The organism is Clostridium sp. OM05-9 (assembly GCF_003481465.1).
Classification (GTDB): Bacteria; Bacillota; Clostridia; order Lachnospirales; family Lachnospiraceae; genus Coprococcus; species Coprococcus ammoniilyticus.
Genome location: NZ_QULF01000003.1, coordinates 130,587 through 150,981, shown reverse-complemented (window position 1 = coordinate 150,981; position 20,395 = coordinate 130,587). Strand labels below are relative to the sequence as shown.

Annotated in this window: 22 protein-coding genes and 3 pseudogenes; all 25 read right to left on the bottom strand. The window is 43.1% G+C overall.

Annotated features, from left to right (window positions below; all coding sequences use genetic code 11):
- Window positions 1-56 precede the first annotated feature (56 nt).
- Complete coding sequence (locus DXB77_RS06135) at window positions 57-1,280, bottom strand: virulence-associated E family protein (RefSeq protein ID WP_118662912.1); 1,224 nt, start codon at window positions 1,278-1,280, stop codon at window positions 57-59.
- 16 nt (window positions 1,281-1,296) lie between these two features.
- Window positions 1,297-1,932, bottom strand: a complete 636-nt coding sequence (locus DXB77_RS06130) for a CHC2 zinc finger domain-containing protein (RefSeq protein ID WP_008402222.1) — start codon at window positions 1,930-1,932, stop codon at window positions 1,297-1,299.
- 270 nt (window positions 1,933-2,202) lie between these two features.
- Complete coding sequence (locus DXB77_RS06120; RefSeq protein WP_008402220.1) at window positions 2,203-2,871, bottom strand: hypothetical protein; 669 nt, start codon at window positions 2,869-2,871, stop codon at window positions 2,203-2,205.
- Window positions 2,872-3,036: 165 nt separating this feature from the next.
- Window positions 3,037-3,621, bottom strand: coding sequence for a hypothetical protein (locus DXB77_RS06115; RefSeq protein ID WP_004851524.1), 585 nt, complete (start codon window positions 3,619-3,621; stop codon window positions 3,037-3,039).
- A 66-nt stretch (window positions 3,622-3,687) separates the two neighbouring features.
- Window positions 3,688-4,008, bottom strand: a complete 321-nt coding sequence (locus DXB77_RS06110) for a type II toxin-antitoxin system RelE/ParE family toxin (protein ID WP_015553868.1) — start codon at window positions 4,006-4,008, stop codon at window positions 3,688-3,690.
- Window positions 4,008-4,310 (bottom strand): type II toxin-antitoxin system RelB/DinJ family antitoxin, encoded by a 303-nt coding sequence (locus DXB77_RS06105; protein ID WP_015553867.1) that lies wholly within the window; start codon window positions 4,308-4,310, stop codon window positions 4,008-4,010. Before DXB77_RS06105 ends, DXB77_RS06110 begins: the two co-directional genes overlap by 1 nt.
- Window positions 4,311-4,364: 54 nt before the next feature.
- Window positions 4,365-4,742, bottom strand: a pseudogene (locus DXB77_RS06100) (site-specific integrase); the annotation flags it as partial.
- 118 nt (window positions 4,743-4,860) lie between these two features.
- On the bottom strand, window positions 4,861-5,595 hold the full coding sequence (locus DXB77_RS06095) for a MerR family transcriptional regulator (protein WP_118662836.1): 735 nt from the start codon (window positions 5,593-5,595) through the stop codon (window positions 4,861-4,863).
- 160 nt (window positions 5,596-5,755) lie between these two features.
- The gene (locus tag DXB77_RS06090) at window positions 5,756-6,643 is read right to left on the bottom strand and encodes a CPBP family intramembrane glutamic endopeptidase (RefSeq protein WP_118662835.1); all 888 of its coding nucleotides are present in this window, start codon (window positions 6,641-6,643) and stop codon (window positions 5,756-5,758) included.
- Window positions 6,643-7,371: a MerR family transcriptional regulator gene (locus DXB77_RS06085; RefSeq protein WP_055223570.1), complete on the bottom strand. Its 729-nt coding sequence runs from the start codon at window positions 7,369-7,371 to the stop codon at window positions 6,643-6,645. The genes DXB77_RS06090 and DXB77_RS06085 overlap by 1 nt, the downstream gene beginning before the upstream one ends.
- 228 nt (window positions 7,372-7,599) lie before the next feature.
- Complete coding sequence (locus tag DXB77_RS06080; protein ID WP_347559476.1) at window positions 7,600-7,842, bottom strand: macro domain-containing protein; 243 nt, start codon at window positions 7,840-7,842, stop codon at window positions 7,600-7,602.
- A 59-nt stretch (window positions 7,843-7,901) separates the two neighbouring features.
- A complete protein-coding gene (locus DXB77_RS06075) occupies window positions 7,902-9,758 on the bottom strand; it encodes a recombinase family protein (RefSeq protein ID WP_001820670.1) in 1,857 nt (618 codons plus the stop codon).
- A gap of 54 nt (window positions 9,759-9,812) precedes the next feature.
- Entirely contained in the window at window positions 9,813-10,004 is a 192-nt protein-coding gene (locus DXB77_RS06070) for a hypothetical protein (RefSeq protein WP_001820669.1), read from the bottom strand.
- A 71-nt stretch (window positions 10,005-10,075) separates the two neighbouring features.
- Complete coding sequence (locus DXB77_RS06065) at window positions 10,076-10,306, bottom strand: PC4/YdbC family ssDNA-binding protein (protein WP_001206986.1); 231 nt, start codon at window positions 10,304-10,306, stop codon at window positions 10,076-10,078.
- Between the two features lie 45 nt (window positions 10,307-10,351).
- Window positions 10,352-11,206 carry a ParB/RepB/Spo0J family partition protein gene (locus DXB77_RS06060; protein WP_000743700.1) on the bottom strand — a complete coding sequence of 285 codons (855 nt, stop codon included), beginning with the start codon at window positions 11,204-11,206 and terminating at the stop codon, window positions 10,352-10,354.
- 8 nt (window positions 11,207-11,214) lie between these two features.
- Entirely contained in the window at window positions 11,215-12,180 is a 966-nt protein-coding gene (gene mobV, locus DXB77_RS06055) for a MobV family relaxase (protein WP_001820668.1), read from the bottom strand.
- Between the two features lie 524 nt (window positions 12,181-12,704).
- Entirely contained in the window at window positions 12,705-13,730 is a 1,026-nt protein-coding gene (locus tag DXB77_RS06050) for an AAA family ATPase (protein ID WP_001170964.1), read from the bottom strand.
- 154 nt (window positions 13,731-13,884) lie between these two features.
- Window positions 13,885-14,359: pseudogene (locus DXB77_RS06045) on the bottom strand (sigma-70 family RNA polymerase sigma factor).
- An 83-nt stretch (window positions 14,360-14,442) separates the two neighbouring features.
- The gene (locus tag DXB77_RS06040; RefSeq protein ID WP_000323895.1) at window positions 14,443-14,868 is read right to left on the bottom strand and encodes a sigma-70 family RNA polymerase sigma factor; all 426 of its coding nucleotides are present in this window, start codon (window positions 14,866-14,868) and stop codon (window positions 14,443-14,445) included.
- A 94-nt stretch (window positions 14,869-14,962) separates the two neighbouring features.
- Window positions 14,963-15,472 (bottom strand): sigma-70 family RNA polymerase sigma factor, encoded by a 510-nt coding sequence (locus tag DXB77_RS06035; RefSeq protein WP_105116765.1) that lies wholly within the window; start codon window positions 15,470-15,472, stop codon window positions 14,963-14,965.
- A gap of 490 nt (window positions 15,473-15,962) precedes the next feature.
- Window positions 15,963-16,136, bottom strand: coding sequence for a cysteine-rich KTR domain-containing protein (locus DXB77_RS06020; RefSeq protein ID WP_002779755.1), 174 nt, complete (start codon window positions 16,134-16,136; stop codon window positions 15,963-15,965).
- A 51-nt stretch (window positions 16,137-16,187) separates the two neighbouring features.
- Complete coding sequence (tet(O), locus tag DXB77_RS06015; RefSeq protein WP_005357924.1) at window positions 16,188-18,107, bottom strand: tetracycline resistance ribosomal protection protein Tet(O); 1,920 nt, start codon at window positions 18,105-18,107, stop codon at window positions 16,188-16,190.
- Between the two features lie 366 nt (window positions 18,108-18,473).
- Window positions 18,474-18,848 (bottom strand): TnpV protein, encoded by a 375-nt coding sequence (locus tag DXB77_RS06010; RefSeq protein ID WP_001129922.1) that lies wholly within the window; start codon window positions 18,846-18,848, stop codon window positions 18,474-18,476.
- A complete protein-coding gene (locus DXB77_RS06000) occupies window positions 18,788-19,249 on the bottom strand; it encodes a DUF5640 domain-containing protein (RefSeq protein WP_243100152.1) in 462 nt (153 codons plus the stop codon). Before DXB77_RS06000 ends, DXB77_RS06010 begins: the two co-directional genes overlap by 61 nt.
- Window positions 19,250-19,387: 138 nt before the next feature.
- Window positions 19,388-20,395 (bottom strand): annotated as a pseudogene (locus DXB77_RS05995) (hypothetical protein); the annotation flags it as partial.

Genomic DNA, 20,395 nt, shown 5'->3' with positions numbered 1-20,395 from the left:
AACCGACAACGGGGTTGGCAACGGGATAGACAACCAGCCGACAACCTATCAGGCATTTATCTCTCCATCCACTCCGGTGGCAATGATAACTGCTCCATCTGCTCCTTGGTTATCGGTTGAAAATCCTGACCTCTGTTGTCAGGCTTCTCCCATCCTTTCTGCCTGCGGTATGGTTCAGGAAAATGTCTTGGATTACTAAAGGCAATCCAATCACTGCAGTTATTCATAATGTCATTAATCTCACGAATTTCCCATTGTGCCGGATTTCCGTCATTTCCCAATGCCTCAGAATATAACTGCCTTGAACATACCATGCTTCCCTCGTAATGCTCCAAATAGTCAAGAATCAGCTCTTTCTTGGTATCTTCCTGCATAAACTGCTTCTGATACTCACAAAGCTCTTTTTCCATCTCTTTCGGAAGCCTCAGCTGGCATTTGCCACTCCTGTAGATTTCCATAGCCTCTGCCCACATCTGGTCGATATATTCCCTTGATGTCTTTTCATCATCGAGTATATGAGTTTCCGCCTCTTCCATATTGCAAAGAATAGGCAGAAATCTTCGGTTTCCCGACCTGTCCATAGGCAGGAAATCCAGCGAATTTGATGAACCGGCAAACACGCACTGCCTCTTGTGGTCTTTGGGATGCCTGTCGTATGGGGTCTTGTAAGTGTCTTTCTGTCTGCTCATAAAGGACTTGGTATCTTCCACATTCTTGGCATTGAGAATTGCCACCATTTCAGGGAACTCTATAATCAGATGCCCCTGTATTTTTCGGTATACATTATCATCATCCATTTTCTTCAAGTCATCCGTAAACCAGTCATCTTCCATGGCAAGGAAACGCAGAAAAGTGGATTTACCGGCTCCCTGACCACCTACCAGGCAGAGCATTACTTCAAACTTGATGCCCAGGCATGAAATTCTTGCTATCGTCCCTATCATAAAAAGCTTCATTACCTCATAGGTGTACTCACTGACCTCTGCCCCTAAGAAATGATGCAGTGCATAGCGTATCCTCTCCCTGCCATCCCATGTTATGGAATTGATGCGGTCAAGAACCGGATGGTATCTGTTTTCATTTGCCACGACCTTTATCACATCCTCAATCCGCTTTTCGTTGGATAATCCATAATGCTTTTCAAGGTAGACAACAAGGAATTTCAAATCAACATCCGTCAGGCTGTCGCTTTCACGATACCATCCCAAATCCCTTGTAATGTCGATTTTATCCGTAAACATGTTCAGACGGAATGCACCCTGCAGATTAGGGTCATTCATCAAAATCAGACGATAGTTACCGACTGTTTTCCTGACTTCTCCCTTTTCTGTGCTCTCCAGCATCGCCCTGACTTCTCCGATACTCTTCAATTCTTCCTGCAATCGACTTCACCCCCTTTCCAATGTCAGAAACAACAGAAGCTCTGTCAGGGATATCCTTTTCAAGGAGAGTATCAAGCTGATATTCCACTTTACTGATATTCTGCAGAGCTTCTACAAAGCAGGGATGCCATTCCTCATCCATGCTCTTCAGTGCATATTCTGTTTTCCATTTCCTTAACAGATGATAATAGTCTGACAGAACACAAAAACACTGCTTCTGCTCTTCATCCAGTATCTGCTCCGGTGTTTTCTTTGGTGCCATCTTTTTCGGTGGTGCCCGGTTGGTTGCGTCATAATTCAGTCCAAAGTCAGATGCAATCTTCATTGCAGCTTCCTTTGGTGCAAGCCCGAAATATTTTGCCACAAAATCTATCGCATCTCCGGTATCTCCACAGCCGAAACAATAGTATCTCTTATCAATCTTCATGCTGGGAGTCTTGTCTTTATGAAACGGACAACAAGCCAGCCCACTCCGGTTGATTTTGATGCCATACTGCATAGCCACCTGCCTTGCAGTGACATTTTCTTTCACTACTGCAAATACATTCATGCTTATCCCAATTCCTCTCCCCTTGCTTTTTTGTGCTTTCTGTCATGTGTGGGTGGTCTTACCCACGGAATACCATTTTTGCTATACATCAGGTGTCCTCCTTCATTTTTATTTGAACTTCTGGACAACTTGTCCAAAAGCTGCTTTCCTGTTCTTTATCCATAAATGCACAAAAAAGAGCATTCATGCTTTTTACACATAAATGCTCTGACGCTGTTTTATTATAAAATTGTCTTATCTGTTGTTCCCTACAAACTGGAATTTGACTAATTATTGTGTTTTAATGATTCTATAAACTACCCCCAATTGAGCAGGGTATGTTTCTTGAATCATTCCATTAAACCATATTGTAACGATATCTCCCACCTGAACATCTTCCGCTAAATTTTCTGCCGATACATAATACTCTCCATCATTCATCTGACAAAAGCCTTCAGCTGTACTCACATGCGTTACAAGAAGTTCTCCATCATCGGTAATTTCTTTTACTTTTGCATTAAAATTGATAACCTCTATTGGAATAGACGTATCATCTTTTTCAATATCTCTAAATATGATTCGTTCGTCATCAATGACTACTATGAGCTGACCTTCAGAACTCCTTTGATAATGATATCCGCTTCCGAAATTTGATTGATTATTTTCAGATGGTAACTCTGTCCCTGCCACTGTTGACACAATTTCTCCATCCATTGTTCCACAACCAGGCATTGACGCTACATATCCTGTGTCTTTATATATAACACCATCAACCATAACACATGGAGGATATGAGCCAGTATCTGCTATTTGCTCATTTTGTACTACATCATCATTTTCTTTATTTTCTGTTTCTACGGACACATTTCCAGACACAGGTTCTTTATTTTCTTGATTCGTTCCACATCCAGCCATTCCCAGCACCATACATAATACAAGCAGATAGATTACTTTTTTCATAATACATGCCTCCTTAACTTATATTTTTTAACTCTATAAACTGGAATTGTATATTAATTTTTCTTATTTAGTCTAATATGGAAATCGTTGGCTTTAGAACATTCTTCATATGTAAGATTAGTTTCATTCATTAAAAAACCAACGGCTTCCTCCTTTGTATTGTAATTAGATTTTTCTTTCATATATCTTAACAAATTGGTCATATATATTTTTCCGTACTTCTTCTGACAAACCGGCGTATTTTGTATCCAACACCTTTTTTACGGCTTCGTACTTCCTATTTTTATCTTCTATATCCGGACCACGGTCATAATTAAACCTCACATCATAAAAAATGTGTTTCATATCGTTACTTAAAGCTTGTAACACTCGAAACCCTTTCATAGAAAACTTTCCTTCTTTTATACCATTCTCCACACAGGGCTGTCTCGCCCAATCCATCATAAACCAATTCTCCATTGGCATATTTACACCATATCCGGAATCTGACAAAAAGTCATTTATCTCATTCCAATTTATCTGTAACGGCAAATCGTTTTCTTTCGCAAATAAATAGTCATCACGCTGTAATTCCTGTTTTTTTCGCTTTCTTGTATTTCTTTCATAAACAATCCAGTATATTACCATTGCTGCTATAATACACACGCTAAATATCTTTGTAATCATGGTATTTCCTTTATAAATAATCAAGTATACTACGGTTACTACCGCAATACTTATGCTGAGTACCTTTATAATCAAACCATTCATTGTGTATCTCCCTATCACTAAAAATTGGAAATTAACAAGTCGACAAATTCAAATAAACGCGTGCTTTTATAGCTCGCCTCTCAAACGTGCTTCTATATCAGATGCCGTGTATAACACATCCGTTACAATTACCCTTTCGTCACGGATTGTGTAAAATACTGAATAATTATCGACGAGCATTCTACGCAACTCCATTCTCTTTTCCGGCTCAGAATCCATAATCCTAAATCGTTCCGGGAAAGTGTCTAATGTAAGTATTTCATCAGCAATGCGATTATATTGTCCCATTGCATTATCCGGAGCAAGCAAATCTATAGCAATATAATTGTATATATCTTCCATATCCTGCAAAGCTTCTTTTGTAATCTCTACCTTATATTGCTTCATTAATGCCTCTCTCTAAATGCCACAAACGCACTAGCTGCATCCTCAACATTTCCTTTCTCTATATCGGCATATCCTTTTTCTAACTTTTGATGAATCTGTGTAACAGACATCATATCTGCATTCACTGAATTAGCCGCTTTTGGTAATACAATAGAAAAGGGAATTCCTCCTACTAATGATATTTGTTTTAAATACATATCTATAGCAGTAGCCATTGGTATCCCTAATTGTGCCAATACACTTTCTGCATTTTCTTTTACATCTGGATTTACTCTTATATTTAATGTTGCTGTTTTTCCCATAGAATACACCTCCATCTTTCTTTTATTGTAACGTCTTTTGCGTTACAAATCAATCTATGAAATATATTTTTGATGCGATAGCTTCACATTGTTTTGATTAACCATTGCATATCTGAGCGTTGTATCTATTTGCTCATGTCCCAGAATTTTCTGTACCTGTTCAATCGGCATACCTTTCTCAATTGCTCTGGTGGCCATAGTCCTTCTGAACTTATGTGGGTGTACCTTTTCTACACCTAACTTCTTCCCCATTTCTCGTAATCGTAACTCCACACCGCTTTCAGTAAGTCTACTGTATGGTTTGTTTAACGACACAAATAACGCTATATTATTATCTATCCTTGATTCAATATAATTCAACAAATGAATTTTGGTCTTAGCATCAAAATATGCTTTCCTCTCTTTGTCTCCTTTGCCATCTGCGATGCATTTAATACTTCTGCCATGTCATTGATGATGTCATAAATTTCTCTACCCATAAGAGCACACTCCTTTTTGAAGGAGTATATCGTAGAAAAACCAGCACATCAACAGAGCGTATTACTGGGATTTACCTTCCGCTCATATAAAATATATCAATAGCTTTACTTGCAAACTCTGCTGTGCCAACTCCTCCAACATCATCAATATTTTCCGTAAGTTCTCCTCCACCGGCATACATTCTTCCAAGACCGCATAAAATCTTATCTGAACATGTATAAAAATGATCTGTAATGTAATCCTGAAGTTTCCTTACCTGCAACTGCACCTGTTCATCTTCTGGGTCCATTTCTTTCATTTGTCCGAATTCAACAAATAATTGCATAAACTCATTTGCAACAGTAGCTTCATCATCTTTCGTCCAGTTCTTTGTTTTCTCTTCAAACTCCTTATACTCAGAGGTTTGTCCCCATTGTTCTTTTGCTCGTTTAGAATACTCATCAATCTTTGTTGTATCAAATACTTTAAAATCCATATATTTCACTCCTATTCCTTTTATTCCTCGAGCGAAACTAATAAGATTTTCAAGATGCTCTTTTTTCATAGTAAGCAATTCAATCTGCTGCTCTAATGCTTTATTCCTGTCAAAGTTAGGGGCATCAATTATCTTTTTAATCTCCTTAAGCGGAAATTCCAATTCTTTAAACAGTAAAATTTGTTGCAGCCTTTCCAAGGATGTATCGTCATACAACCTATAACCTGACTCTGTATATTCAATAGGTTTTAAGAGACCAATGGTATCATAATACTGCAGAGTGCGTATACTCGCTCCTGTTAATTTACTTACCTCATTCACTGTCATCATTGTCATTTTCTCCTCTCGATAAACATATCGTAAACTATTACGTTGCGTAGGAGTCAATAGTTTTTCAAAGAAATTTTCAAAATTAACAGTTTGATAAATTCCGATTTTCTTGATTCTACAAACTGAAATTTGTTAGTGCGATTGAATATCCATTTAATACTCAATCCCTCTTCTTCTTTACACAAATAATGACCGCCATAACAATCATCGGAATCATACTGATAATACCGATATATGCCGGTCCCAGTATTGCCATATTGGAATAATCAGGTTTTACCAGATATGCAAAAATAGTAAATGCATTGGTAGCACCATGCATAAGAGATGGCAACCAGATGGTCTCTGTCTTTTCATATACATAATCAAATAATATCCCCATCATAATAGTAGCGACACAGAACACAATCGGACCAAGTACCGGTGCGCCAATATATTCTTTACCATACTCATATACAGCCAAAATCATAATCGGCCAATGCCAAGCCCCCCAAATAGTACCACCTACAATTCGACCCTTAGTAACACCCAGCTTCTTCTTCAAATATGGATACAGCGCACCTCTCCAACCAACCTCTTCGCCTAATGCGACAAACATATTCAGAAATGGTGCAATTGTCACAGCTTGAACAGACGTAATCAGCAGATACATTGGTATCGTGATACCCCGTGCCTCGAACTGTTCCAACGCTCCCGCTTCCTCTAAAAGACCTCTTAACGTCATAAATTCAGAGTCAAATGTATCCGGGAAAATCACAAAAAACAAGACCCCTCCAAGGATACTTAATAACGCCGGCATCCAAAGGGCAAAGAATACATAACGAAGTTTCCCTTTTAAATGTGGTACCCATCCCATACCTTTTAGCGGGATTCTGGCTACCAGTACACCAAGGAACGGCATAAACATGGTAATCATCACTATAACAGTAAACACTATCTGATTTCCATTATTACTAAAAACACTTGCTATCATTTCTAAAATCCAAGCTAGTCCAAATGCGACTGCCATGTATATCACAAATTGTTTCTTACTCAAATTAATTGTTTCCATTATGCATCCACCTCTTTTCTATATACTTCCAAACTCCAGATTCTCCTCCTGCAGGTAGGGCAAGTTAGCTTTCGTGTCTTTGGCGTATGATTTCCAAAGAATGCTTCTAATTTCTTTGGCTGAAATCTGGTATGGCATTCCGGACAGAGATACTCTACCCGCTTGTACCAATAGCCAAACATAATTGCTACACAAATAGGAATCACTGCCATGGCCACAAAAAATGGCAACCAGATTCCTTTTAATATACCAATCACAAAAGTAACAATTTCGACAATTTCTAACGGAATTGCTATGATCAGCATTTTTTTGTACATTTTCTTTCGCTTTTCTTTTTCCTCCATAATCGATGATATGTCATGAATTGTTTTTTGCGACCCATCCTTGAAAGAAGCCAAAGAACTTCTTATGCCTTTAATATTTTCTAATTGTTTCGTTTTTTTCTTGACATCCGCCTGAATATTTTTTTCTTGCTCATCAAGCAAAAGTTCGATTACCTTTTTTGACTCTTCGGATTCCAATATTTCAGCAATATCTTTTATAGAGATATCCAAATCTCTTAAAAAGCAAATCGTTTCCAATGTGGCAACATCCTCTTCGGAGAACAGTCTTCGTCCCCCTTCCGTCAAATCTGTTGGCACCAAAATACCTCTTTCATCATAGTATTGAATCGTTCTTACTGAAACGTTGCACTTCTTTGCAAGCTCTCCTGTTGTGTATAATGACATATCCTGCCTCCTTTCAAGGTCCATATTAGTACATAACGTAGCGTGACAAGCAATATATCACGCTACGTTATTTTTTGATTTTTTCAAATAATCAAATTTTTATATCAAACCAGACAGCGAGAGAAATTCAAATTTGCTTATTTTAACCAAATCGGACCGACAATAAATATTCCCCAAAAGAGAACTGTAATAATGACTAAGGCTTCAGATACAGACCAGTAAATGATTTTATATTTTTTTACCGTAAGAGGATATATAAAATATATCAGTACAACTAATAGCTGTAAAATGATAAATAGTATCAAATAGCACCCACTCCACCAGATCAAAACAATCCGGATTATCCTGCAAGAACCTATTTACTGTATGTACTGCAATCTTTGCTGCCAACTCAACCGGAAAACTATATACTCCAGTTGATATAGAAGGAAATGCAATAGACCTGATTCCATTATCCATTGCCAGCTTCATAGAATTAAAATAGCAGTTAGCAAGAAGTTCCTCTTCTCTATTCCTTCCTGCATTCCATATCAGTCGGTCATTTTTTGCGGACAGTTCATACATGCTATCCTTTTCTGTTCTCTGCTCCTGCGTTTGCTCTCGTTTGATTTCTCCCTCCGTATCTTCTTGGCACAAGCAGGACAATACCTTGATGCACCAGAGCCCGGGACATATTCAACGCCGCACACCGTACAATTTTTAGCGGGCATTGCTGCCCACCGTTTTGTAGGTATGATATGTAATTCATCGACAAAGCCGATGAATTTATAGTAAATCTTGATTTCCTGCTTCACTGTTCCGTCTGCCATCTTCTCACGCTCCGAAACAAGTATCTTGTCTATGAGTGCGTTTATAACTGTTGCATCCAGTTCTTTTAAGCCTTGATAATTTCGGATAAGGGCGAGGAAGTCACGGATTCCCCGTGATTTCTCGTAGCTTTCATTAAGAGTTTCCGTCACCTCTTTCAGCCTTGCTTCAATTTCAAGCTGCTCTTTCTGGTATTTCCCCGACATCATCTCAAAATTCCGCTCGGTAATACGCTCCATGACCTTATCCTCGTAGAGAGAGGAAAACAGCCTGTCCAGTTCCGCAAGGCGTTTGTTCAGCTTCTTACGTTCTTTCTCTAATGCTTTCGCCCTGCTCTGGTCTGTTTCCGTGAGCCGCTTTTCTATGGCCCTGACCGCCTTTTCATCATTCACTGCCATATCCGCAAAACAGTTGATGTCGGCAAGAACGGCATTGAATAAATCCCTTGCTTCTATATTGTGGGCACTACACTCGCTTCTTCCGTTTCTTGCATAATTATTACATGAATACTGTACACAGTCGATAATCTCTGGGCGTTTCCTCCTGTGTACGTTCATTGCCCGCAGAGCACATCCGCAGTCCACACACTTGATAACGCCTGCAAAAATATTTACAAATCCTCCCTTGTTCTGTGGAAGCCTACGACTTGTAATAAGCTGTTGGACAATATCAAATTCCTCCTGCGTGACTATTCCCTCATGGGTATTGGGTATCACTTCCCATTCTTCGGGCAGCTTAGAGGGGCGTTTCTTGCTTTTCATATTGGCGGCAATCCGTTTGTAGCCTACAAGATTTCCCGCATATATCGGGCTTCTTAAAATGCTCCTCACGCTGTTCCCACTCCAAATATAGCGTTTGTCCTCGTTCCCCTCAAAATGACGTTCAAAGCCTGTTTCGCCACGCTCCGCCGCATAAGCGGCAGGGCGTAGGATATGCTGTTTATTAAGATGTCTGCAAATTTTGGCAACTCCATTCCCTTTTAATGCAAGGTCGAATATCTCTTTTACAACATGTGCCACTTTATCATCTATCAGCAGATGGTTGTGGTCGGCAGGGTCTTTGATATAGCCATAAGGGGCGGTAGTTCCCATGAATTTCCCCTGTTGAAACCTCGCCCGATATGCCGATTTTATCTTAACAGATATGTCAGCGGCATACATTTCGTTTAAAATGTTGCGGAAAGGCGTGATGTCCATAGCAGATTTATTCAAGGTATCTACGCCGTCATTGACCGCTATATACCTCACGTTATGCTCTGGGAAGAAAACTTCCAGATATAACCCACAATCAAGATAGTTTCTCCCCAGACGGGATAAATCTTTCGTAATCACGCAGTTTATCAGACCGCTTTCAATGTCTTTTATCATATTCTGGAAACTTGGTCTTTGGAAATTTGTACCAGAATAACCATCGTCCACATACGTTTTTGCTATGTGCCATCCCTGCTTTTTCACATAATCCGTGAGGATGGATTTCTGTGTCGCAATGCTCGCACTCTCGTTATCCGTACCATCGTCTTTAGATAAGCGGCAATAAATGCCGACTAAATAGATTTTCTTTTCTTCTTTGATTCCTGCCATACTGTAAAACCTCCGTATCTGTCCTATCTGTTTTCATGTCCCATTGCGTACATTCTAAGCGGACAGCCCCTCATTGTCGAAGGTGTCGCCCTCGGCAATCTTCTTCCGAATATCCTCGGAGATAATCGGGACAAACGCTTCTGTAACGGTCTGTGTGCCGACATATTCACGGCTGATTATCATCTGCACTGGTGCTTTTGGCACGATACGCTTTCTCTTTTTATCTGCTTTCTTATCCTCGCCCATACTTAAATCTTCCTTTCCAGACAGGGCAGGGAAGAGTTTGGAAATGTCCCCGCCCTGCCAATCAGATACCATTAATCCTCGCTGTTTAATTCTTTCTGTAATGCTTTAAGGAGTGCCGCCGCTTCATCAGCGTTCAGCGTGATTCCCTTGCCGCACTTTTCACGGTTCGGGGAAAAGCTGCGGATGTCATACTTCGGCTCTTTCCCATTCCATGAAATGAGATTGATTTCCTTTGTGTAGCCACTGTCGCCCGTAGACAATACTGCGATTTCCTTTACGATTTCATACTGGATTTCTCTCATTCTCCATACCTCAACTCTCTGTATTTACTTCCCGAAAAAAGAAGATTAGCGGCTGTCACGGTTGCGTTTCCTCTGCAACTCACGCTCCAAAAGTTTGATGATGGTTTCCTCCATCTGCTTCGGCGTTGTGTTCTTCGGAAAGTATTTTTTCAGCTTGCTTGTGTTGATTTTCAAGGTTTCTTTCTGGTTGCCCTTTTCCTCCGTCATAATCGCAAATATCGTATCCATGTCAAGCCGCCCGCTCTGGCTTAACTGTTTCATCCGCTGTGCCTGTGAGAGTGAGGGCGTTGCTTCTTCGCTCTCCATCGTGGCAAAGAGGTTTTCCTGCTCGTCTTTCTTCAAGAAGGACAGTTCCACCGCAGGCGTGAGGGCGATTTTCCCCTCGTCCACCATCTGCAAAATCGGCGGTATCAGTTCCGTCAGGCGGATAAAACGCTGCACGGTCATCCTGCCCACGCCGAAGCCCTGTGCCACCTTGTCGTCCGTCCGCAACTTCGTCACAACTTGTGACGAGGTTAAGTCTGTGCGGAAACCCTGCCGCTTCATGGCTTCGGATTTCATCTTGTAAGCAAACGCCCGCTCCGATGGCAGGATATTCTCACGCTGCAAATTGCTGTCTACAAGGGTGATGATGGCTCGGTCACGGTCTAAGGGCAGGACAAACGCAGGCACGGTATTTATCCCTGCAAGTTCAGAAGCACGGACACGCCGCTGTCCTGCAATCACTTCATAACCGTCCCCGTCCTCTTTCGGGCGTGTGATTATCGGCGTGACAATGCCAAATTCCTTGATGCTTTCCGCTAACTCTGACAGTGTTTCATCTTCTGCCACATGAAACGGATTGTCGGGGAACGGGTACAAGTCTTTGGTCTTTAACACCTTAAAATCCTGTTTCTTCATTCACATATCTACCTTTCTTTCGCTCTGCTTCTATGATTTTTCTGCAATTCTTCCAACACTTCGGGCGGTATTTTTGACAGCAGCCGCCCCATCTGCTCGTTGGTTCTCTGCAATTCAAATATCTTCTGATTCGCTTTCTGCACCTTTAGTTCCTGCTCGTACTTTTCATCACGCATACGCCCCGCATAGTCTGATTCCTGCCCAATTCTCTCTTTCAAACTGTCGATATACGCCTGCTGTTTCCCGATTTCCTTAGAGAATTTCTCCACGTCTGGCAGCCATGCAGAGAGTAAATCTAACGCTTTATCCCTTTTCTTCCCTGCGTTAAAGGCGTTGATGTCGGATAGGGCAGACACGATTTCTTCATACTGTTTATCAAGCCTGCCGCCTAATTTATAGAGCCATGTGGGGACGTGTTTCCGCTTGGTTTCCATTGAGGACTGCCCCCGTTCAAGCTGATTCCACCGTGAGGACATCCGCTCATGGTAGGCGGTCTGCCACTCGGATAATGATTTCTGGTTGCCTAAGATAGCTTTCGCTGACAGCTTATTGTCTGGCGTAATCGGCACAAAGCAGAGGTGCATATGGGGCGTTCTCTCGTCCATATGGACGACAGCGGAGAGGATATTCTGCTTTCCAACACGCTCCGAAATGAAGTCAAGAGCCGTCTGGAAATACGCTTTTTGTTCTTCGGGCGGTAACTGGTTCATAAATTCTGGTGAAGCTGTGATGAGCGTTTCCACCATCATCACGCTGTCTTTCCTTGTCCTGCACCCCGCTTCGGCTACCATGCGGTTAATCTCTTTCTTGTAGGTGTACTTTGGTGGTGCTATGAGATGGTAATTGTTTTTAGAGCGTTCCATATCTATATCTGGGTTGCTTTTGTAGGCTTCTTTCTTCCGCTCGTTGTGGCGTTCACAAGCCGCAACGCCGCCCGCTTTTCGTTTCTGGAAACGCAGGATTGCATAAGGCATAGGCGGATTCCTCCTTTCTTTCGGCGGGTGACCGTCCTTTGGGGTGACAGCGGTGACGGTGGTGACAGCAGTTTTGGGATACCCCCTGCCGACTGCCGCAACTGTCACCCTCACCCCCTGCATGACGGTCATGTCGATGATGACGGTGTTTTTGGGATACCCCCCTCGCAAGAGCCGTCACCGTCATGCCGCCATTCTTTTATCCGAAGCCGTAAGGCGTAGGATAGCAGGGCACAGCCCTGCCTTAAGGGAGTCCAGAGGGAACGTCTGGCACACGACTTTGCAGGGCAAAGTGTAGTGTGTTACACCCTGTAAACGCAGTCGGAAAAATCGGAATGATTTTTCTGACCGCAGGGGTGGTTTTACACGACCGAAAAGGGCGAGTAAATCTCACGCCTGCATTTTGCGTTTACGGGGTGTTCTCCCGTAGGGATGACAGCGGCAGGGTATCCTAAAATCACTGTCACCACCGTCACTGCTGTCACCCGCAGGGCAGAGCCGCCAGCTTTACATGGCTTTAAGCGTCAATGACAGTAACAGGGGGGTATCCTAATATCGCTGTCACCACCATCACCGCTGTCACCCGCCCTCCTTGCAAGGGCAATCCGCCTGCCGTCTTTCCTGCGGCTGTACTGGTAGCAGATACGGTTCTCGCTTAAAAATGTGGTGCGGTATTCATTCAGCCATTTCGTAATCACCGTGGGTATGGTTTCCGTTTCCCCCATAGCGGCTAACAGTTCCGTTGCCGTGCCTATCCATTCTTCCTTATCCCTCATAAAATCCACCAACCGAAAAAGGACATCTGGTATCGTTTCTTTCGCAAGCTGCTCCTGCGTTTTCCGCTCCACAAGCTCCCAACGGCAATCACGGAAACGCAGCGTGTATTCCTGATAAGGCGTGTCCCTGCCCGTCACATACAGCTTGGCGGTGTCAGACGCACGTTTCTCCTTTTCCAGAACAAAGGTAGCGTCCGCACTCCCCGTTAATCCTGTCGTCCCAGACACCTTGTTGAACACGTCGCTGTCATTCTGCTTTCGGATGTGGTGTACGACAATGACCGCCAGAGAGTGCCTGTCGGCAAAGTCTTTGATGAGGGAGATGTCCCCATAGTCGCTTGCATAGGCATTGTCTTTTGAAGCTGTACGGACTTTCTGCAAGGTATCAATGACAATGAGCCTGCTGTCTGGGTAATCTTTCAGATAATCTTCAAGCTGCACGATAAGACCGTCTGACAGCTTGCAGCTTGCCACGGCAAAGTGGAGCCGCCCGCTTGCTTCGTCCGTCAAACGAAATAACCTGTCCTGTATGCGGCAGAACGTGTCCTCAAGGCAGAGGTAAAGCACATCGCCCTCCATTGTCGGCATATCCCATAAAGGGATTCCCTGCGACACGCATAAGCATAGCTTCAGCATGAGCCAGCTTTTGCCTATCTTCTGTGAGCCGCAGAACAGCGATAAGCCTGTCGGGATAAGGCTGTCCACCACAAAGGATGGTTTCTCAAGCGGTTCATAAAGGAGCGTTTCGGCGTTGACTGTCTGTAACTTCTGCATGGCTTTCCTCCTTTCGGGCGGTGTCTTTGTTTTCGTTGCACATAGGCGTTGACCTCCTTAAAAATAGATTTACTCCCACGGAAAAAAGTGAGAGTATGTAATGCCGCCAATCCCACACAAATAAAAAACAGATTTCTTTTTCGGGCGGTGTCGGTCACGGTTGGAGATATTTCTTCAATTTCCGCCTTTACTTTCTCCTTTGCAATCGCAACAGATTTCTGTATTGCCGAAGCGGTGCAATGCTCCATAGCGGCGATTTGGTAAAAATTGAACTCATACTCGTAGTAGAGCAGGAAACGCCGCCTTTGTATCTCTGGAAGGCTCCCAACCGCCTTATAGAGCGTTTCATTCCGTTCTTCCTCAACCATGCGTTCATCAAGGCTCTTAGGCACACGCAACGCCCGTCTGTAAAGGGTTTCGTCCCATACCTCGTTAAACTCCCTGTGCCGCTCGTCCCATTAGAAAAGATTCCTGTTCCTGCGCTCCATCTGCCGAAACTCCATAAAGAACTGTTCCGACACTTCCAACTCGTGGGATTTGCCCTGCCCGTCCTTAAAGCTGATAAAATACCTTGTGCCGCTTTCCGTGGATTCCTCCCGAAGCGTGTATGCCTTAACCCTGTATGCCATCCTGTTGTCCTCCTGCAAAAAATGAGTGAGGGGATTTCCATCCCTCACCCAGTAGCCCGCAGGATGGCAGGCTGTTTTAGAAGCTATAAAATTTTCCGCAGCTTCTTCCGCAGATGGTCTAACCTCGCATAGATGGCACCAGTCGTCAAATGCACAAGCGGGGCAATCTCCTTTGTGGAATACCCCTGCATTTTCAGCAGGACGATTTTCAAGGTACGCCCGTCCACCGTGACTAATACTTGATAGAGATTTTCGCTCTCAATCTCTTCCAGTAACTCCGCAACCGTACCCACTTCCGCCTGCCGCTCCCTGCCTGCCATGTCCTCAAGATATTCCGCAACGTCATTCGTCCATCGGTAAAACCGCCTGTTGGAATTGAAGTCTGCCCTGTCCGCCATGCGTATCTGCTCAATGGTCGCTTCATCAACGCCGCACTCACGCAGCAGCTTTTCCTCCGCTTCTTTCCAGATACGCCATTTCCTGTCCTCCCGTCCGTGGTTGTATGCCATTCTTACTTCCTCCAATCAGAATTGATTGAGAGGGCAGAGAAAAGCCCCCTCATCTTCCCAAAGGAAAAAACAAGGGGGCTGAACGCCTTAAATTTTAATTTTCTATTATCTTTCTTAGTTTTATTAGGATTCTGGCTTTGCGTTTGTTTACAACGCTCTGGGTTATGCCCAACCTCGCCCCGACTTCACGCTCGGAAAGTCCGTCAAAAAAGATTGCCTGTATCAGCTCCTGTTCACTATCCGACAGCAAAGGCAGGGCGGCTTTCAGCCTGTCCACCATGACCGCATTGACAACGGTTTCTGCAATGTCCACCGCTTCATCAGTGATAAAGTCCAGAGGATTCCCCTCGCTGTCCGTAAATCCGTCGAGAGATAGCAGTCTATTCTTTGTATCTAATTTTTGCAGATAACGCCACCGTTCCTTGTCACGGTAGAAGTCTGTGTATTGCTCCCTCACGACTTCAAGCAGACAGCCTTGAATGGGGATAAACAGCTTGTCCATATAGGTCTGGTCGGATTCCCTGCAACGGCAGAACTCCGTGTAGGATAATTCCACATAGCCGCCACTTTCTCTGATATATACCTTTCTTGGTGCATATTTCACCATAAATACCTCCCATCTGAATTTTTGAAATGTAAAAAATCCAGATGGAGAGGCGGAGAACGACACCGCATATCAGAAACAGCCCTACGGCACTTTCCAACAAAAATCGACAAAAGAAAAACCGCAAAGGCTCTGTGACCTTTACGGTTATAGGAAATAGTAATTCTATTGTATGGAGATTGTACTTCTACTTTCAAGGTGAGAAGTACCGTTGCACTGGCAGAAATTTTTTTAACTGGTTTCCTGCCGTTCTCTGATATGCTATGTATTGATAAATTTTGCTTCGTATGAGCAGATAGATAACTGCCCGAAAAAAGGACATAAAAAAATCCCTCCAAATTTAAAAACAAATTCAGAGGGTAATTTAGGGTATAACAAAATAACCCACCCGAATATCGTTTTTTTTATTTGGTGAGTTTGTTCTTTCAAATACGAAACAAAAAGAGCCGATGATTCGTGAATTGTTCCACAATTTCATCGGCTCTGCGTCTTAAGCGTCTGGCTCTTTGATGACAGTTATCTTCAAGTTGTCAACTTTAATCAATCTTTCTTGTCTGCATTTTGGACAATAAAGGGGATAATTCTCCAAAACAGTGTCCTTCCTAATTTTATTACGGGTTTTGCTCCCACAAACAGGACACAATATCCATTCGCATTTCATCATAATTAGTCTCTAATCCTTTCAAATCTCATTTTATATGACTTTTGCAAGCTGTTAAGCTAACTTGTGGAACATATGCCGAACCTTATCTATACGGCTATTCGGGCGGCGGGGTTGGCAAATAAATTTACCAATAGCTGGCTGGTATCCTTTTAACTCTGTCAAGCAGACTCCCTGCCCATTTGTGAAATAAGTTAAATCGTTCCTGTATTCTTGAATACATCTAGCAGGGATTTCTCCTTTCAGAATGACCTCGTCATTCTTTATCTGAGTACTTACAATATCTGCACAATACCTTGGAGCATCATGATACGCCCGTGAGAGATATTCCTGCGGTGCATAAATTTCAAAGTGGAGATATGGCTCTAATAGTTCTGTCCCTGCTTTTTTTAAAGCCTGCTCCAATACGATAGGGGAAAGCAGCCGAAAGTCTGCGGGGGTACTTACAGGACTATAATACAATCCATATTCAAAACAGATTTTACAGTCTGTCACTTTCCATCCATACAGCCCCTGCTCGCAGCCATAAAGAACCCCCTCCATAACCGCATTTTGGAACGATTGATTTAAATATCCAAGTGAAACTCTGCTTTCATACTGCACTCCGCTTCCAATAGGGAGCGGCTCTATGGACAACCCGACAGAAGCCCAGAAAGGATTTGGCGGGACTTCTATGTGGATGGTATATTCTGCTTTTCTAAGCGGTCTTTCCATATATATAACAGTAGGCTCTTTTATTTCTGCCTCCACATGATATTTTTCCTCAAGGATGGCACAAATGACTTCCATCTGCACATTCCCCAAAAAAGAAAGTATAATCTCATGCGTTGTAGTATCCACATAATATTTTAAAAGAGGGTCGCCATCTGAAATTTCTGTAAGTGCCCCAAGCAATATTTCCCGCTGTTCAGATTTCTTTACTGCAATCGTTGTTTGGAGCATAGGGAGAGGATTTTCAATAAATTTTCTCTGCGGCAACAGTATTTCGTTCCCCAAAATACTGTTTAGCTGCAAAACATCATTTGGTAAAATTACAATATCACCAGAGCAGGCTGTATCGGATGAATATAATTCACCGTTTGTCGGAACATACATCTCTGTGATTTTTATTTTCTCTTTTTCAGATATTCTAATAACATCCCTCAAATGCAATGTTCCGCTATATATACGCACATAAACAAAACGCCGCCTTTTCTCTGAATATTCAATCTTAAAAACCTGCCCGCATAGTTCAGATTGACCTTCAGGCGTTGATGAATAAAATTTACTGGCAATTACTTCTATAAGCTGCCGAATCCCCAGATTGTTTTTAGCGCTTCCGTGATAAACGGGAAATAACGTTCCGTTTTGGAATCTCCTGTTTTCTTCCTGTTCCAGTTCTGACATTTTAAACGGTTTCCCTGACATATATTTCTCTAATAGTTCATCGTTTCCCATAATTACCGCATCCCACTGTTCCATATCGTCATTGTCCGTTACATTTATATGGGGATGCTGCCCAACCTTTTGCTTCACTATAATTTCCGAAGAAAGCTTTGCTTTCATTTCCCGATATACCATTGGCAAATCAATCCCCTCTTGGTCAATTTTATTGATGAAAAAAATTGTCGGAATCTTCATTATCTGTAGTGCATGAAACAGTATACGGGTCTGTGCCTGTATGCCATCCTTTGCAGAAACTAATAATACTGCTCCGTCTAATACGGATAAAGAACGGTATACTTCCGCCAAAAAATCCATATGGCCTGGCGTATCTATAATGTTGACTTTTACATCCTCCCACTGAAAAGATGTCACTGCTGTCTGGATAGTGATTCCCCTTTGACGCTCCAAATTCATTGTATCTGTCCTTGTTGTGCCTTCATCTACGCTCCCTAGTTCTGCAATTGCACCACTGGTATACAATAAACTTTCCGTTAATGTTGTCTTTCCTGCGTCAACGTGAGCCAGAATGCCTAAGTTAATTATTTTCATGTGATTTTCCTCCTATCAACACCCAAAAAAGGGCATAAAAATACCCAGTGATAAATACTCCTATCACTGGGTAAATAACTCCAATAGCCCCAAAACACTTATATGTTTTCGGGCATATAAAATTACATGATAAAAGTATTCTTAAACTGGGTACAAAAAACTAAGCCCCATATTAAAAGTGAAACGGGACTGCTACTTTTTGTTCCCACTATCAAATTGACAGTTTATTTAAGAATACCTTGCCGCATATTTATTAACTCCTTGTATAATACTGAATCTAATTATATTCCTTAACCCTTTATTTGTCAAGCTGACAAACTAAAGCAGAAAAAGCGGCAGGATTTCCCCCTGCCACTAATCATCTGTTTATGCAAAAATAATTTCCTTTTCCACAATCTCCCTCGCACAAGCCCTTATGTTATTGAGGCATCCTGTCCATTCTAAGGCGTTTTCTGCCTTTAGCTGTTCCGTTATGCCCTGTGCCTGTTTCATACCCTCTATGAGCCTTTCAAAGCGTTCCTGTGCCTGTCTGTTGATGTCGGCAAGGTAGGCGTTTAGCCTGCCGCTTGTAAGAAGATTGGTGTATGTAACTTTACGGTACTGTTTTAGATAATCTAAATGCCGTTGCCCCCAGATGCCTATTGCCTGTTCTTCTTCGGCGGGTACAGTTAAGCACGGTATCAAATAATCCCCTTGCCTTTCGTATTTGCCGCCCAGTTCCTCAAATAATGATTTTGCCATTGTCTGTTACCTCCACATTCTTTTTTATTTTGAATGTCCGCAAAATCCGTCCTACATCCTCCGACCATTGTGAGGATATCGCCGTCAACGGTAAATTCATAAGTAGAATCGTGTACAGATTCATTTGAATAGTCGATTACGAGCTTATTGCCGTCAATCGTATATGTAAAGTCGTAGGATATGGAGGGAAGCACCATTGCGCCGGTTCCATTTCCGTCAAACTCATATGTCGTAGTTCCGTCAAAATCCCAAGTGCCCGCAAGCGCATCCGTTCTGCCGGAGCAGCCTTTCACGATAAGTGCAATGACAACTACTATAACAATCAATGCAGCGGCAGCACCGCCAAACAGCATACGGCGTTGTTTCTGCTTTTTCTTTTTTTTCTTATTTCTTTGAGCCATTCGTTCCGATTCACTCAAATACCGCCCTGGTTGCCGGTGTTCGCCGGAACGTGGGGATTGATAATCCTGCATAACATTTCTCCAATCTCAGACTCAGCAAAAAGGCGGTGGCGGGAACCTCCCGTCACCGCCTTTTGCTTAAAGGTCTGTAGCTGAATTATTCAGCTTGTTCTTTCTTTTTTTGCCGTAAATGACAGTTCCCAATACGCCGAAGCCGCTTACGAACAGCACCGCAAACCACAGCATCATATTGCTGTTATCTCCGGTCTGAGGAGATTTTTCGCTGCCGTTGGTGCTTCCGGGCTTTGTTGTATCATCAGGCTTGCTCGGATTGGTCGGTTTTGTAGGATCAGTAGGCTCTGTCGGTGTTCCGGTAGCCGGAATCTCTACCGCTGGACGCTGATAGCCGCAAACCTTGCATTCTTCATGCTTGGAACCCTTTTTGGTTGCAGTTGCTTCCTTATCTACCACCCACTTAAAGCTGTGTGCTGCAACATCAGCCTTATCGCCGCAGGAGCATTCTTTCCAGTGGTTAATAGAATCGGATTTCCAGTCAGAGCTGTAGTTGTGGGTATGCTCACCGCTGCCGATTGCCGGAATCGTACCGGTTTCCAGTACACGCTTGCAAACAGTGCATTCCTTATGCTTTGAGCCGTCGGTTGTAGCAGTTGCTGGGGTGTCGATGATCCATTCGCCGGCGGTATGCGCTGCTGTATCTTTCTTATCACCGCAGGAGCACTCATGCCAGTGGTTGTCGGCATCGTTCTTCCACTCGCTGCCGTAGCTGTGAGTATGCTCACCGCCGCCGGTTGCCGGGATAGTTTCGGTTGCCATCGTATAACCGCAGACGGTACATTCCTTATGCTTTGAGCCGTCGGTTGTAGCAGTTGCCGGGGTGTCGATGATCCATTCGCCGGCGGTATGCGCTGCTGTATCTTTCTTATCGCCGCAGGAGCACTCATGCCAGTGGTTGTCGGCATCGTTCTTCCACTCGCTGCCGTAGCTGTGAGTATGCTCACCGCCGCCGGTTGCCGGGATGGTTTCAGTTGCCATCGTATAACCGCAGACGGTGCATTCCTTATGCTTTGAGCCGCTTGTGGTAGCTGTTGCCGGGGTGTCGATAATCCATTCGCCGGCGGTATGCGC